11 protein-coding genes and 1 pseudogene are annotated in these 16257 nt (G+C 58.4%); 2 read left to right on the forward strand and 10 right to left on the reverse strand.

From position 1 onward, the window contains the following. Positions 1 to 9: 9 nt before the first annotated feature. The 4 genes and pseudogenes from WF513_RS14400 to WF513_RS14415 form a co-directional block, all read right to left on the reverse strand. Positions 10 to 2533 (reverse strand): annotated as a pseudogene (locus tag WF513_RS14400) (sulfite reductase flavoprotein subunit alpha). A gap of 183 nt (positions 2534 to 2716) precedes the next feature. Continuing rightward, positions 2717 to 4867, reverse strand: a complete 2151-nt coding sequence (locus tag WF513_RS14405) for a TonB-dependent siderophore receptor (protein WP_339080076.1) — start codon at positions 4865 to 4867, stop codon at positions 2717 to 2719. A gap of 310 nt (positions 4868 to 5177) precedes the next feature. Beyond that, positions 5178 to 6566 carry an NAD(P)/FAD-dependent oxidoreductase gene (locus WF513_RS14410; protein WP_339080077.1) on the reverse strand — a complete coding sequence of 463 codons (1389 nt, stop codon included), beginning with the start codon at positions 6564 to 6566 and terminating at the stop codon, positions 5178 to 5180. Between the two features lie 283 nt (positions 6567 to 6849). Further along, a complete protein-coding gene (locus WF513_RS14415) occupies positions 6850 to 8013 on the reverse strand; it encodes a type III PLP-dependent enzyme (RefSeq protein ID WP_339080078.1) in 1164 nt (387 codons plus the stop codon). Between the two features lie 622 nt (positions 8014 to 8635). On the opposite strand from WF513_RS14415, the gene WF513_RS14420 reads away from it, so the two are divergent. Further along, entirely contained in the window at positions 8636 to 10219 is a 1584-nt protein-coding gene (locus WF513_RS14420) for a peptide chain release factor 3 (RefSeq protein WP_339080079.1), read from the forward strand. Between the two features lie 157 nt (positions 10220 to 10376). On the opposite strand, the gene WF513_RS14425 is transcribed toward WF513_RS14420, so the two are convergent. Then, positions 10377 to 10763, reverse strand: coding sequence for an endonuclease domain-containing protein (locus WF513_RS14425; protein ID WP_339080080.1), 387 nt, complete (start codon positions 10761 to 10763; stop codon positions 10377 to 10379). A 49-nt stretch (positions 10764 to 10812) separates the two neighbouring features. Between WF513_RS14425 and WF513_RS14430 the strand changes: the two genes are divergently transcribed. After that, on the forward strand, positions 10813 to 11607 hold the full coding sequence (locus tag WF513_RS14430; protein WP_339080081.1) for a TatD family hydrolase: 795 nt from the start codon (positions 10813 to 10815) through the stop codon (positions 11605 to 11607). A gap of 6 nt (positions 11608 to 11613) precedes the next feature. On the opposite strand, the gene WF513_RS14435 is transcribed toward WF513_RS14430, so the two are convergent. From WF513_RS14435 to urtC, 5 genes are all read right to left on the reverse strand, one after another. Then, positions 11614 to 11961 carry a zinc ribbon domain-containing protein gene (locus WF513_RS14435; RefSeq protein WP_339080082.1) on the reverse strand — a complete coding sequence of 116 codons (348 nt, stop codon included), beginning with the start codon at positions 11959 to 11961 and terminating at the stop codon, positions 11614 to 11616. Positions 11962 to 12026: 65 nt separating this feature from the next. After that, a complete protein-coding gene (fmdA, locus tag WF513_RS14440) occupies positions 12027 to 13256 on the reverse strand; it encodes a formamidase (protein ID WP_339080083.1) in 1230 nt (409 codons plus the stop codon). A 279-nt stretch (positions 13257 to 13535) separates the two neighbouring features. After that, positions 13536 to 14225: an urea ABC transporter ATP-binding subunit UrtE gene (gene urtE / locus WF513_RS14445; RefSeq protein WP_339080084.1), complete on the reverse strand. Its 690-nt coding sequence runs from the start codon at positions 14223 to 14225 to the stop codon at positions 13536 to 13538. A 99-nt stretch (positions 14226 to 14324) separates the two neighbouring features. Next, positions 14325 to 15086 carry an urea ABC transporter ATP-binding protein UrtD gene (urtD, locus tag WF513_RS14450; protein WP_339080085.1) on the reverse strand — a complete coding sequence of 254 codons (762 nt, stop codon included), beginning with the start codon at positions 15084 to 15086 and terminating at the stop codon, positions 14325 to 14327. Continuing rightward, positions 15083 to 16255 (reverse strand): urea ABC transporter permease subunit UrtC, encoded by a 1173-nt coding sequence (gene urtC, locus WF513_RS14455; RefSeq protein ID WP_339080086.1) that lies wholly within the window; start codon positions 16253 to 16255, stop codon positions 15083 to 15085. The genes urtD and urtC overlap by 4 nt, the downstream gene beginning before the upstream one ends. Positions 16256 to 16257: the final 2 nt, after the last annotated feature.

The raw sequence follows: 16257 nt of genomic DNA on the forward strand, positions 1-16257 counted from the left end.
TGACGCCGCTTAATAGACGTCACGACGATAGCGCCCGGCCTCCTGCAGCGTATTAACGCCAGCCTCGCCAAGTAACTCGCGCAGCACTGTATCAACGCCTGTGGCCATGCCCGCCAAGCTGCCGCAGACATAGATCGCGGCGCCGCGCGCCAGCCATTCGCGCAGCTGTTCGGCAGACTCACGCAGACGGTCTTGCACATAAACCTTGTGCGCCTGATCACGCGAGAACGCCAGATCCAGATGCGCAAGCTCGCCACTGGCCAGCCAATGCTGTAGCTCGGTTTGGCAGTAGAAGTCATGGGCCGCATTGCGCTCGCCGAACAACAACCAGTTGCCGCTATGTCCGAAGGCGATGCGCGCCTTGAGCAGGCTGCGCAGCCCGGCCAAACCAGTACCATTGCCGATCAGAATCAGCGGGCGGTCATCGTCCGGCACATGGAAGCTGCTGTTACGCCGCACCCGCGCCAGCAGTTGGCCGTGCACCATCGCGCCCTCAGTCAGCCAGCCGGAACCCAGACCCAGCGCGCCGCTGGCATGCCGCTCTTGGCGCACGATCAACTGCAGTTCACCGTCACTGGGCAACGAGGCGATGGAATATTCACGTGCGGCCAGTGGCAGCAGCGTATCCAGCAACGCTTGCGCCTGCAGATCAACCAAGCCTGTGGATGACGCCGGTAATTGCTTACCGGCTAGGGCCTTTTGCAACGATTGCGCAACGCCATCAAGCGTGACCCTTTGCGCGCCATCCAATCCACGCGCCTGCAACCAGCCCTGCAGCGCAGCATCAGTGTGACGCGGCAGCACCTCGAGAATATCGCCGGCTGCCCACTCACTGCCCGGCGGCGCTTGCAGGCCGAGCCAGTAGGTCGGTGCGCCTTGGCTCCCAGGGTTGAGTAACTCGCGGCGAGTCAGCGTCCATCGGCCGTAGGCTGTTTTGCATGCATGCAGTGGCGCAGCGCCAGTCAGCTCACCGAGCCTGACGCTGCCAACTGGCCAGCGCTGTGGCATCGCCCGCATCCACCTGCACGGCCTCAAACAGGCGTTGCGCACCTTGCTGCGTTAACCAGCCCTGCACGCGCTGGGCGAAGCCGCAGAAGTGCTGATATTGGCGATCACCCAAGGCGAGCATGGCGTAACGCAAATGCTCAAGACCCATGGTTTGACCGAGCAGTTTGCGCTCAAAGCCACGCGCACTGTCGGGGGCGTCGCCCTCGCCAAAGGTGCTGACGACAAACAGCGCGTGATGCGCTTGGCGCAACATCGGCTCAGTGAGTGTGGCTAAAGGCTGCACGCTCACCGTCAGCCCGACGCTCTGCAGTTGCCCAGCTGTTTGCCACGCTAACCGCTCGGCAAAACCACTTTGGCTGGCAAACCCGATCAACCAGCTGCCCGCGTGTTCGACGCTCGGCTGCACGGCGCCGCGCGCTTGCAGCATCGCGCGCTTTTTGCGCCGACGGTCGAGGTACAACAACCAACCGGTAATGGCGAACAGCGGCATCGCCAGGCTGGCCATAAACATCAGGATGCGTCCGGTCAGGCCGAAGTAGCTGCCCACATGCAAGGCATACACGCTGCTTAGCAATTGGTCGCCAAATGCCTGTTGTTCGTAGCGTTTATGCCGGCCCGGCGCACCGCTTAAAGGATCGAGCTCCAGCTGATTGAACGCGCGCTCATGCGCCGCGCCAATGGGCAAATAGGACACCATGACCGGCTGACCAGCCGCTGTCGGCAGGCGCAGGCTATAAGTCAGCTGAGCACCGGCCTCATGCTGGAACGCCGTCCATACCACCGGCAGATTAACCACAGGCAAAGCCCCAACAGGCGGCGGGCCGCCCTTTGCACCACGCTGCTGACCATGCGTCTCAGCGCTGAGCAGCGCCGTGGCCCCTTCGCGGTACCAGTCGTAGGACCAATACAAGCCCGTCAGCGCAGCCAGTAAATACAGCGCCAGGCACCAGGTGCCGGCCACTGCGTGCAGATCCCAATTGAAGCTACGGCCTTTGCGCGCCCAGTCCAGCGTCAACCAGGCACGCCAACTGCTGACCTGCCGCGGCCAGCGCAGGTACAGCCCCGACAGGCACATAAACAGCAACATCAGGGTGCTGGCCGCTGTGACCTGCTTGCCGTATTCACCCATGGCGAGAAAGCGGTGCAGTTTCAGCATTAAATCGAAGAAGCCCTGCCCGCGCGGCTCACTCAGCAGCTCAGCACTGCGGGCATCGAAGTAACGCGAAGGGCCGCGACGCTCGCCTGGCTTAGGCGCAAAGAACACCCGACCAACGCGTTCGCCTTGTCCATCCAGCGACAAACCAATCACCGCCTGCTGGCCCGCCGCCGCAAGCATTGGCACCAGCTGCACAGGCGACAGTGCTGGGCTGTCGCCCACCTCGCGCTGAAACATCTGCGGGTTAAGCGCATGTATCAGCTCGTCTTGGAACGAGTAGGCCGCACCCGTCACGCCCATCAGGGCCAACACCAAACCGGCAGTGATGCCGAACAACCAATGCAGCTGGAACAGGATTTTCTTTAACACGCGACAGATACCAGGCAGGGGTAGCGGGGCGACGATTTTTAGGGGTTGCCCATCACCTTGAATCATTTACAACGCTCAGAATTGAGCCGCAGATTGATACGACAAACAGCAGAAAACCGCCCAATTGGGCGGTTTGCGGCCATATTGCTACTGAGGGCGGCGACTAAGCCGCCGCGTACCTAGTCAGAAAGACACATTGGCACTCAAGCCAAAGGCCAGCGGCGAGCCCGGTGTAATGTTGTTGTTGTTATGCGCCGAGGCGTAATACGCTTCGTTAAGCAGGTTTTCCACGTTCAACTGCAGGCGCAACTGCGGGCTGACAGTGTAGTAAACCGCCGCATCGACACGGGTAAAGCTTGGCAGTACCACCTTGTTATCTGACGCAGCGAACACGTCGCTCTGATGGACAACGCCCAGACCAAGACCCCACTGCGGGTTAAAGTCATAGCGGTTCCAAAGCGAGAAAGAATCGCGCGGCACTTGAGCGATTTCGTTGCCCTCCAAGCCTGGCGTCTGCAGCTCACTGTCTTGATAGGCGTAGCCGCCTGTCACCTTCCAGGCATCGGTCAGGTTGCCTGTGAGGCCTAACTCCAGCCCGCGCACGCGCTGCCCATCAACCAGAATCGAGCGTGTCGGGTCGCTCGGGTCAGTGGTGGCGACGTTGCTACGCTCCAGGTTGTACACAGCCACTGTCGCCGCCAAACGCGGGTTAATGTCCCATTTGGCGCCGATCTCGCGGTTGGTAAACTCCTCAGGTTCCAGCGAGCGGGTGCTGGCAGTCAGCGAAGAAAGCTGCTCACCTGAGCGCGGCACGTAGGCAATGGAGTAGCTAGTATAGAAAGACAGATTATCCAGCGGCTTGTAGATCAACCCGGCGCGGGGTGAAAACAAATCATCCGAGCTGGACAGCTTGCTGTGTACGCCGCCTTTATAGTCATCAAGATCGACCCGGAAATTGTCGTACCGCACACCAAGCAACAGCTCCCACTGCGAGTTAAGTTCAATCTGATCTTGCAGGTACAACGCGCTGTTGTTGGCGACGCTCTCATTTTCAGCATCGCTGGCGCTGTGATTGAAGACCACCGGCCCTCGATAGAGGCTGTCCTGCAGCGTCACAAACGTATTTTTCTGCGTACCAGCCGCATTGAAGTAACCCGTTTCGCGGAAATTCTCCGTCACCTGCCGGCTCAACTCTGCGCCAACCAGTAAGGTGTGCTCGAAGCCCAACGCTTGACCGATAATGGTCAGGTCCGTCTGGTTGATCAGGTTCTTGCGATCCGTCGCGTTGTTGTAAGCGCCCAACTGCACCCGATTGGTGGTCGCGTTGTAAGCGCCCGATGCATAGACGTTTTGATAGAACTTTGAGTAGTCCGCATAGCGGGTCTGGTTGGTCAGCTGCATGCCATTGCCAAAGTCATGGGTAATGCGAGCGTTCAACGCATCCACTTCGACAGTAGAGAAACTTTCGTCCGGGCTACCGAAGTACTGGGACTCGTTGACCTTCAGAGGCTTACCAAGGCTGCGACCCGCCTGGGTGAATGATGGGATGCCACGATCGACGGTACGGTCATCCTCAAAGTGCTCGTAACCGACTTCGATCATGGTCGACTCATTCAGTGCAAAGCTGGCCGTCGGGTTAATCGCCCAGCGTTCCAACTGCCCGTAATCACGGTAACTGTTGGAGTCTTCGAACAGCGCAGTCAGGCGCAACGCTAGACGATCATTAACAGCCTGATTGACGTCGCCCGTAATCCGCCGATTATCCCAAGAGCCATAGGTAAGCCCGAGTTCATGGCCAGCGGTCCAGTTGGCCTGCTTGGTTACCCGATTAATCAGACCACCACTGCCGCCGCGGCCGAAAACCATACCATTCGGGCCTTTCAGCACCTCCACCCGCTCGACGTTGTACAGGTCACGAAAGTACTGCACGTCATCGCGCATACCGTCGACAAAGAAATCCGCAGTGGTGGCATTGCCGCGCAGGATAGGCGCATCACGATGGCCCTCCCCCTGTGCCATTTGCACACCCGGCACGTAGCGCACCACATCGGCCATGCCCTGCATGGACTGATCACGAATCTGCTCGTCAGTCACCACACTGATGGCCTGCGGCACATTGCGCAGCAGCGTATCAGTCTTGGTAGCCGTACGAGTCTTTTGGACACCATAGGCATTACGCTCCTGCACGACCTGCATGGGCTCCAGCGTAATACTGTCCTTTTCAGCCGCGATAAGTGGCTGTGCCGAAACGAGTAGCAGGCTGGCGGACGCAATAGCACGGCCCAACAAACGACGCTGCCACAGACCGCCCATACCTTTGTCACACTTGCGCATGAGAATCACCCTTATTTAAAAGAGTGGCGATTCTATTCGATAACTATTCTCAATCAATAGTAATTTGCATGTTTATTCGCGTGAATTTCTCGTTAGCTCCGCTTCCCTCAGCGTGCAATCGCCCCTACTGCCGACCAGACCGCCTCAGGTCGGCCAACTTGGCCGGCGGCGCGAAAGCTGCGCACTTACTCAACGCCGCACCACGGCGAGTATCGTCATTACCGACCTGTGCAAACAATGAGTGGCCGCTCAAAAATTGCAGCACAAGCCGCCCAACTTGGCGCCAAACACAGGCTGGTTTAAGCACTAATCAGCTGGCTACATCCCTCTTAGGTGTTTCTGCCACAACCGCATAGTCGTGGCTGAGGAAGTGCTCCAGCGAATCATCGAGAATTTCCAGCCACGGGGCTGGTAATTCGGGGGCGGCAGTCCCGGTGACGGTCGAGGTGTAGCAGTGGTTGCGGTAGCCCATGATGTCGGCCTTTTTGTCCTGCTTCCAGCGCTTGAACAACTCGCCTTGGGCCTCGACAGCAAACTCGGGGTAGTCGGTCGGCTGCAACAAATCGCGCACATAAGCGGCTTGGAAGTCGATTTCCGCGCTGGCGTTTTTCAAGGCTTCTTCGCGGCCCAACCACGCCTGCATGTCCGCCTGCATCGCCGGTGCATCCGGCAAAGGAATTCGCCCCAGCATCACGTCGCGGGCATACCAGGCTTGGGCGTCGAACATGTTGAAGGTGAAGTACTGGTCCTGCATACCGAGGTAGATCAACCGTGGGTTGCCCTCCCAGAAGATGCCCTTGTACAGGCTCTGCGGGTACAGCCGGTTATGGGTTTGCAGGCGCAAGTCGTCCGGCAAGAAGGGGAAGCTGTGCTGGTAGCCGGTGCAGAGAATGATCGCATCCACTGCTTTGCTGCTGCCGTCATTAAAATGCGCCACGTTGCCATCAAGGCGCTCCAGCAGCGGCACTTCAGTAATGCCGGCGGGCCAGTCGTAACCCATCGGCCTGGAGCGGTAGCTGAATGTCACCGACTTTGCACCGTATTTGTGGCATTGGGTGCCAATGTCTTCAGCCGAATAACTGCTGCCGACCAGCAGCAAGTCTTTGTCCTTGAACTCCAGCGCATCGCGGAAGTCGTGAGCATGCAGCACCCGCCCAGGAAAACGCTCGACGCCCGGGAAATATGGCACGTTCGGTGTGGAGAAGTGCCCAGTGGCGACCACCACGAAATCGAATTCTTCGGTGCAAAGCTGGTCGGTTACGTGGTCCATGACCGTGACGCTGAAGCGTTGCGTCTGTTCATCGAAGCTGACCCAACGCACGGCTGTTTCAAAGCGGATGTGCTGGCGCACATCGTTGCGCTCAATGCGCCCCATCACGTAGTTCTTCAGCACTTCACGCGGCGGGTAGGAGGGGATGGCGCGACCAAAGTGCTCATCGAAGGAGTAGTCGGCAAATTCCAGACATTCCTTGGGCCCGTTGGACCACAGGTAACGGTACATGCTGCCGTGCACCGGCTCACCGTGTTTATCCAGGCCGGTGCGCCAGGTGTAATTCCACATACCGCCGAGGTCACTCTGCTTCTCGAAACAGACGATTTCAGGCATTGCTTCATGCGCGGCAAGCTGAACGGAAACAAAAGATCGAAGTTGTGCGAGCCCGCTGGGGCCGGCCCCAAGAATAGCGATTTTCAGGGACAAACCTTTCTCCAATTTAGTTGAATGGCCTTTTTACCCTAACGTGCCGCACCGGCATGCTGCAAACCTGATCCCTGAACTTAAAGCCTGATGACTGCTTATTCACTGCAAAGTCGGATAATCACCAAACCACGCATACGCCCACCCCACGGCGGATGACGAACTTGGCCTGCCGCTGAAAGACCATGAAATATATTCATACACATTGCCATTTCAACGACCCTGTAGCGCGGCCTGTAAAAAACAAAAAACCGCCCGTAAGCGGTTCTTTGCACAGCACGCGCGATTACAGGTAATACGACTTCAGCGGCGGAAAGCCATTGAACTCTACCGCGCTGTAGCTGGTGGTGTAAGCACCGGTGGACAACCAATACACACGGTCGCCGATGGCCAGATTCAGCGGCAGGCCGTATTTGTAGTTCTCGTACATGATGTCGGCGCTGTCGCAGGTTGGGCCGGCGATGACCACCTCTTCCATCTCGCCCTTCTTCTCGGTGTAGAGGGGGAATTTGATCGCCTCGCCCATGGTTTCAATCAGGCCGCTGAACATGCCCACATCGACATACACCCAGCGCTCAACGGCGGTGCGCGATTTACGCGCCACCAGCACCACTTCACTGACCAAAATGCCGGCGTTGGCGATCAGCGAACGGCCCGGCTCCAAGATGATTTCCGGCAGGTCGTCACCGAAGTCTTCCTTGAGGAAGCGGATGATTTCCTCGGCGTACGTTTCCAGGCTGTTGGTACGGGTGATGTAGTTGGCCGGGAAGCCGCCACCCATATTGATCAGCTTAAGCTCGATGCCGTCTTCTTCCTTCAAGCGCTCGAAGATCACCTTAACCTTGGCAATCGCAGCGTCCCACACCGAGATATCCCGCTGCTGCGAACCGACGTGGAAGGAGATGCCATAAGGCACCAGACCCAGATCACGGGCCAGGATCAGCAAGTCCATGGCCATGTCAGTCTGGCAGCCGAACTTGCGCGACAGCGGCCAATCGGCCGTGGTCGAACCTTCAGTCAGAATGCGTACATAAACCTTCGAGCCCGGCGCGGCCTTGGCAATATTGCGCAGGTCGGCTTCCGAGTCAGTGGCGAACATGCGCACGCCCTTCTCGAAAAAATAGCGGATGTCTTTGGCTTTCTTAATGGTGTTGCCGTAGCTGATGCGCTCCGGGCCGACGCCACGGCCCATGACCTTATCCAGCTCATAAATAGAGGCGATATCGAAGCTGGAGCCTTTTTCCTTGAGCAGGTCGATGATCTCAACGGCCGGGTTGGCCTTAACCGCGTAATACACGCTGGCGAACTCGAAACCGGCGCGCAGGTCGTCGTAGGCCTGGCTGATAATCGCCGTATCAATCACCACAAACGGGGTTTCTTGCGTGTCGGCGAACGCCTTCATGCGCTGAAACGTGGCGGGTGCGTAATAATCTTCGATCTTGATCGACATGCTCGTCTCCAAATGGCAAAACCAGAAACACAATGATTCGGGCAGCTAAACCAGGAACAGGTTCAGCTGCGTTTCAGGGGGTGGCCGCGAACGGCCCAGAACGTCTGATCAGTTTCCCCACTTTGGTTCGCCTACTTCCCAAGGCATGTCGCCGAGAATCACTTTCTGACCACGTGAAACGCGATCTCTCGTCGGTTGAATCCGCTCAAGGTCGTCGCGAGCGCAGGTCAGGCAAGGCAAAAACCGGCGAGGGCGCGGAGTTTACGAGCTGTAAATGAGCAGCCCGAGCCGGTTTTTAACGCAGCATGGCCAAGCGCAGCAAACATTGGGCAAATTCTCAGTACTTGAGCCGGATGGATCGTTGCAGCATGGACGTTCGGGCGCGCACTCTAGGGCTATGAGGGGTTGAGATCAATCAAAAATGCCGTGCTTTTGACCCCCTTTGTCGCCTTATTGATTGAACGTTTTATATTCAAAACAAAACGTTATGGAATGCTGCACAACGCGTTAAAAAACCGCCGTTTTACCCCCTGACTACAGGTCGCCGCGCGCAGTGGCGTTTACCGTTATAATCGCCGCCTTTTTTGACAGACCGACTATTGAGTCGACAGGTTCTCGCACAATGACCCTCCAGGCCGCCGAAGTCGCCAAACGCCGCACGTTCGCGATCATTTCCCACCCCGACGCCGGTAAAACCACCATTACCGAAAAGCTGCTGCTGATGGGCAAGGCGATTTCAATCGCGGGCACGGTAAAGTCGCGTAAATCCGACCGCCATGCCACCTCCGACTGGATGGAAATGGAAAAGCAGCGCGGCATCTCAATCACCACCTCGGTGATGCAGTTCCCTTACCGCGATCACATGATCAACCTGCTCGACACCCCCGGCCACGAAGACTTCTCGGAAGACACCTACCGCACCCTGACTGCAGTTGACAGCGCCCTGATGGTGCTCGACGGCGGTAAAGGTGTGGAGCCGCGCACCATCGCCCTGATGGATGTATGCCGCCTACGCGACACGCCCATCGTCAGCTTTATCAACAAACTCGACCGCGATATTCGCGACCCGATTGAACTGCTCGACGAGATCGAAGCGGTACTGAAAATCAAAGCCGCGCCGATCACCTGGCCGATTGGCTGCTACCGCGACTTCAAGGGTGTTTACCACCTGGCTGATGACTACATCATCGTTTACACCCCAGGCCACGGCCACGAGCGCACCGATGTAAAAATCATCGAAAAACTCGACTCCGACGAAGCCCGCGCCCACTTGGGTGATGAGTACGCGCGCTTCACCGAGCAGCTGGAATTGGTGCAGGGCGCTTGCCATGAATTCAACCAGCAAGAGTTTATGGACGGCCAACTGACCCCGGTATTCTTCGGCACCGCGCTGGGTAACTTCGGCGTCGACCATGTGCTCGATGCCGTGGTCAACTGGGCACCTAAGCCGCTGGCACGGGTGGCCAATGAGCGTACCGTGGAGCCGGTTGAAGAAAAGTTCGCCGGCTTTGTGTTCAAGATTCAAGCGAACATGGACCCCAAACACCGCGACCGCATCGCCTTTATGCGCATCTGCTCGGGTAAATACAGCCAGGGCATGAAAATGCGCCATGTGCGCACCGGTAAAGACGTGCGCATCGGCGATGCGCTGACCTTCTTCTCCAGCGAACGTGAAATGCTCGTAGAAGCCTTCGCCGGCGACATCATCGGCCTGCACAACCACGGCACCATCCAGATCGGCGACACCTTCACCGAAGGCGAAGCGCTGGGCTTTACCGGCATTCCACACTTCGCGCCGGAGCTGTTCCGCCGTGTGCGCCTGAAAGACCCGCTGAAATCCAAGCAACTGCGCCAAGGCTTGCAGCAGCTGGCCGAGGAAGGCGCCACTCAGGTGTTCTTCCCCGAGCGCAGCAACGACATCATCCTCGGCGCGGTCGGCGTGCTGCAGTTCGATGTGGTCGCCAGCCGCCTGAAAGAGGAATACAAGGTCGAGTGCGCTTACGAGCCGATCACCGTGTGGTCAGCGCGCTGGATCGAATGCAGCGACAAGAAGAAACTGGAGGAATTTTCCAACAAGGCAGTGGAAAACCTTGCTCTCGATGGCGGCGGCCATCTCACCTACCTGGCGCCAACACGGGTTAACCTGGCGTTGATGGAAGAACGCTGGCCCGACGTGAAATTCCGCGCGACGCGCGAGCACCATTAAACCCCGCCACCCCAAAAAAATTACCACCCTCTCTTCAACCCTCTCCCGCCAGCGGGAGAGGGAGCTGAAACGCGACAAGCCGTCGATATGCTTCCTATCTCACGTGCGTTGGCGACACGCGATTTTGCGTCATGCATCCCCTACCAAATCGACACGATCAACTCCCCTCGCCCGCTTGCGGGAGAGGGGTTGGGGGAGAGGGCCGCTTTTCCTCCACCCACAACCGCAATCCCTCAAGCACAGCATCCGTTTGCAGCAATACTTCATGGTTCCAGAAACGCAAAACATCAAAACCTTGCGTTCGCAACCAACAATCACGTCGCTCGTCATACACAAATTGCTCGGCGTGCTGACCGCCGTCCAACTCGATGATCAAGCGCCTCTCCAAGCAAACGAAATCAACAATGTAACGACCTAGCGGCTTTTGCCGCTTGAACTTCAGCCCCATAAAGCGATGGGCGCGCAGTTGCTGCCACAAACAACGCTCCGCCTTCGTCATTCCTCGCCGCAACGCTCTGGCACGCTCCCGCAACAGCCTATCCATAAGCTACCCTGCTCCCTGCGAAATCCACTGTTTGAAGACACACTAGACCATGCACCTGATAGACACCCACACCCACCTGGACTTCCCCGACTTCGATGCTGATCGCGGCGAACTGCTGGCCCGCTGCCGTGCGCGGGGCGTGGAGCGTTTGGTGGTGCTTGGCGTGCATCAGGCTAATTGGCAGCGCGTGTGGGACCTAGTGCTGCCCGAAGATGGCCTGTACGCCGCCTTCGGCCTGCACCCGGTGTACCTGGATGAACACCAGCCCGCTCACGTGGCTGCGTTAAGCAACTGGCTGAGCCGTTACGCTGGGCACCCAAAGCTCTGCGCAGTGGGCGAGTTCGGGCTGGACTATTTTCTCGAACAGCTGGACCGCGACCGACAGCAGCAGTTATTCGAGGCACAACTCAAGCTGGCCATCGAGTTCGAACTACCTGCTCTGCTGCACGTGCGCCGCGCTCATGCGCCGGCCATCGCCACGCTAAAACGCTTCACACCGCCGCGCGGCGGCATCATTCATGCGTTTGCCGGCAGCTATGAGCAAGCCTGCGAATACCTCAAACTCGGCTTTAAACTCGGCTTGGGCGGCGCACCGACCTGGCCGCAAGCACTGAGGTTACGCAAGGTGGTGGCGCAACTGCCGCTTGATGCCATCGTGCTGGAAACCGATTCGCCGGATATGGCGCCTTCCATGCACCCCAACCAGCGCAACAGCCCGGAACACTTGCCCGCTATTTGCGCGGCCCTTGCCGAACTGCGCGGCATCAGCGCCAAGCAATTAGCCCGCGCCAGCAGCCACAATGCCGCCGAAGTATTTGGCTGGACCGCTGCTACCAACGAATAGCCCTTTTTAGTGGCTAATCATCCAGGGCCTTGCGCTGGGCTTGGTCTTAAGCGCATGGGGGTTTGCCTTGGTGGGTTCCAGGGGTTTGTTCGGGGTGCAGCAACCACAGCCTTTCGGGTGTTTGCGGCTCTGCGCATATTCTTCAACCGTCTGCGGCGCATTGGCGCTGCGCTCGTTGGCGGCGATGGCCGTGCGTTGACTGCCCGACATGGTCGCCAGGCTCGGTGCAGTGAGAATCACCCGCACACTTTGCCCGTCGCACCAGGGGCAACTACAGGGTTGGTCTCGCTCGGCCATAGGCCGCAGCTGGGTAAAGTCGCCACAGGTGGCGCAGTCGTATTCATAAATCGGCATGGCAAACTCCTCATCAAAAAAGCACAACAACCTCTCTCCCGCGTACGAGAGAGATGTGACAAGGCTTACTTATCGGGGGCGATAGGCAAGTCGATGCTGCCGTCGAGGAACTTGGTCGGGCCGTTGGCGTTGGGGTTGATGTCAAAGTCGAAGATTTCCGTCGGCAGCCACAGGGTGGCGCAAGCATTGGGGATGTCGACGATGCCGCTGATATGCCCTTGCACCGGGGCCGAGCCGAGCAGCGCATAACCTTGAGCCGGCGAGTAGCCGAACTTAGTCAGGTAGTTGATGGCATTCAGGCAGGCCTGTTTGTAGGCGATATTGACGTCGAGGTAATGCTGCTTACCAGCCTCGTCCACCGAGATGCCTTCGAAGATCAGGTAATTTTTGTAGTTCGGCGTGATCGGGCTTGGCTTGAATACTGGGTTTTTGATCCCGTATTTGGCCATGCCGCCTTTGATCAGCTCGACTTTCATGTGCACCCAGCCGGCCATTTCGATGGCGCCGCAGAAGGTGATTTCACCGTCGCCCTGGCTGAAGTGCAGGTCACCTACCGACAGACCCGCGCCGTCAACGTAGACCGGGAAGAAGATCTTCGAGCCGCGCGACAAATCCTTGATGTCGCAGTTACCGCCATGCTCACGCGGCGGCACGGTGCGCGCGCCGGTCAGTGCAGCCAGGTCGCGGGCCTCGCCTTTCATCTTGCCCATGTGCGCAGTCGGAGCCATCGGTGGATTGGCCAGCGGCGGCACGCGGTGCGGATCGGTATCGATCAATTCCTGCTCACGCTTGTTCCAGTCGGCGAGCATCTTGTGATCTGGCAGGCAGCCGATCAGACCGGGGTGGATCAAGCCGGCGAAGTTCACCCCCGGAATATGCCGACTACTGGTGAACATGCCCTTGAAGTCCCAAATCGCTTTCTGCGCCATCGGGAAGTGATCGGTCAGGAAGCCGCCACCATTCTGCCGCGAGAAAAAGCCGTTGAAGCCCCACTGCGAGTCAGGCATGGCGCCAATGTCGAGCAGGTCGACCACCAGCAGGTCGCCGGGCTGAGCGCCGTGCACACCAACCGGGCCGGAGAGGTAATGCACGGTCGACAGGTCAACGTCGCGCACGTCACTGGCATCATCGTTGTTCTTGATCGCGCCAGCGGTCCAGTCATAGGTTTCGAGGATGAAATCGTCACCCGGTTTGACCCAGCAGGCCATCGGAATATCCGGATGCCAGCGGTTGTGGATCTGCTCGTTGTGCGTGGCAGGTTGATTTAAATCGACCTTGATTAGCGTTTCGGTCATGACAAAGCTCCTGGGGCCATTGAGGGGAACGTGGCGCCACAGCGCCGGGGTACGGAGCTAGTCTTGAACGACCAAGACAAACGGGAAATACGTCGGATGACGTATGCCCAGCACGCATAAATAAAGGGCGACAGGGCTTTTTGCGGCACAACGAAAAAACGGCCAGCGTATGGAGAACACGCCAGCCGCAAAACAGGGAATCCAAACCGTAGCCCGGATGTAAGCCGGGGCAGATTCAACATCCGTCCCGGATTGCATCCGGGCTACATGGGTGCGCCATCACACCGACAGGTAACGGCTGATCGTCGCCTCATCGACCTTGTCGCGAGTTTCCTCCACCACGAACTTACCCTTCTCAATCACCAAGAAGCGGTCGGCGATTTCCAGGGTGAAGGACAGCACCTGCTCGGAGACCACAATGGTCAGGTCACGCAGGTTACGAATCTCCTTCAGGGTGCGGGCGATGTCTTTGATGATCGATGGCTGAATGCCCTCGGTCGGCTCATCGAGCAGCAGCACCTTGGGGTTGGTGGCCAACGCACGGGCGATGGCCAATTGCTGTTGCTGGCCACCGGAGAGGTTGCCGCCCTTGCGTGAGCGCATGTCCTGCAGCACCGGGAACAGCGCATAAATATCATCCGGCACCTTGCCCTTGGCCGACGCGGGCAAGCCGGTCTGGATGTTTTCCAGCACCGTCATGCTAGGGAAGATCATCCGACCCTGGGGTACATAGGCGATGCCGCTTTCCACCCGCTGAAACGTTTCCAGCGTGGAGATATCGCGACCGTCCACACTGATCTGCCCGCCCCACTGCGGCAGCACACCCATCAGGCTCTTGAACAGGGTGGTTTTACCCATGCCATTACGGCCCATTACCGCGACGATCTCGCGCTTTTCCACATTCAGGCTGAGGTCGTGGAGGATCTGACTCTGGCCGTAGCCAGAGGCAAGGTTGCTGATCTGGAACATATGCGTCACTCCAATACAGTCCGGTAGGGTGGGCAATGCTTCGCTTGCCCACCGCAGCGGTGGAAATGCCGGCGGCGATTTCCACCCTACAAACAGGGCTCAATGCCCCAGATACACCTCAATGACTTTCGGATTGCTCTGCACCGCCTCCATGCTGCCCTCGGCCAATACCTTGCCCTGGTGCAGCACGGTGACCTTGTGCGCGATGCTCTTAACGAATTCCATGTCGTGCTCAATCACCAACACCGAACGGCCCTTGCTGATGCGGTTAAGCAGCTCGGCAGTCTGCGCCCGCTCGTTGACACTCATGCCGGCGACCGGCTCATCGAGCATCAGCAGCGCGGGGTCTTGCATCAGCAGCATGCCGATCTCCAGCCATTGCTTCTGCCCGTGCGAGAGCAGGTCTGCCTGCAGGTGCAAGTTGTCGGTGAGCATGATCTCGGCGGCGATCTGCTCTACCCGTTCGATCACTTCGGCCGTGCGCTTGAAAAACAGCGCGCCCCATACCTTGCGGCCCTTGGGGTAGGACATTTCCAGGTTCTCGAACACCGTGAGGTTTTCGTAGATCGAGGGGTTCTGGAACTTGCGGCCAACGCCGGCACGAACGATGTCGAACTCGCGCATCTTGGTCAGTTCGCGGTTCTCGAACTGAATGCTGCCGGTGGTGGCTTTGGTCTTACCGCAGATCAGGTCAAGCAAGGTGGTCTTGCCGGCGCCATTGGGGCCAATCACCACACGCACTTCGTTGCGATCGATATACAGGTTGAGATCATCGACAGCCTTGAACCCATCAAACGATACACTCAGGCCCTCGACAGCCAGCACCGGCTTGGGCATATGAAATCCACTTGGCTGGCTCATAGGGTGGTCTCCAGGTTACGTGGTTGACTGCTGGGATCAGGGTTTTCAGGCGGCGTCGTGGGCGTGGCGACTGGGGCAGGTGTGCGCTTAAGCTTGCCCAGCCATTTGACGCCGTGGCTTTGCCACACGCCGGCGATACCGTTGGGGAAGTACATGACCACGACAATAAACAGACCGCCCATCAGGTACAGCCACAGCTCGGGGAAGGTTTCGGAAAAGTAGGTCTTGCCGTAGTTGACCAGCAGCGCGCCCCACACCGCACCAAGCAGCGACATGCGCCCGCCGACCGCCGCGAAGATCACCATCTCAATCGACGGCACGATGCCGACGAAGCTCGGTGACATAAAGCCCACCTGCAAGGCGAACATCGCCCCACCAATCGCAGAGAAGGCGGCGGCCACACAGAACACGAAGATCTTGAAGCTGGCCACGTCGTAGCCGGAAAAACGCACGCGCTCTTCCTTGTCACGCATGGCCATCAGCAGCCGCCCCAACTTGGAGGCGAGGATGAAGCGGCCAATCAGGATGCAGCCGAACAATAGGAAGGCATTGACGAAGTACAGAATCATCTTCGAACTATCGTCGCGGATATCCCAGCCCATCAGCGTCTTCAGGTCGGTGATGCCGTTGACCCCGCCGGTGAGGCCCTGCTGACCGATGATCAGCACCGTGAGAATCAGCGCGATGGCCTGGGTGACGATGGAGAAGTACACATCACCGACGCGGCGTTTGAACATCGCCACGCCGATCACTAATGCCAGGATCACCGGCACTGCTATCACCGCCAGCAAGGTGAAACCGAAGCTGTGGAACGGCTGCCAGAGCATGGGCAGCTCAGTGATCTGGTTCCAGTCCATAAAGTCTGGAATACCGGGGGTGGACTGAATCTTGGTGCTTTCCGGGTCGCTGGCTTCAAGCTTGAGGAACATGGCCATGCAGTAACCGCCGAGGCCGAAGAACACGCCCTGGCCGAGACTGAGAATGCCGCCATAGCCCCAGCACAGCACCAAACCAACGGCGACGAAGGCGTAGGTCAGGTACTTACCCACCATGTTCAGGCGGAAGGCATCCAGCGCCAGTGGAAACACCACCAGGATCAGCACGGCCAACACCAGCATGCCAATCGCACCCTGTTTGCCACCGAGAAGTTTATCGAGTGTCGGGTTCATCA

It is taken from the genome of Pseudomonas sp. TMP9, from assembly GCF_037943105.1.
GTDB lineage: Bacteria > Pseudomonadota > Gammaproteobacteria > Pseudomonadales > Pseudomonadaceae > Aquipseudomonas.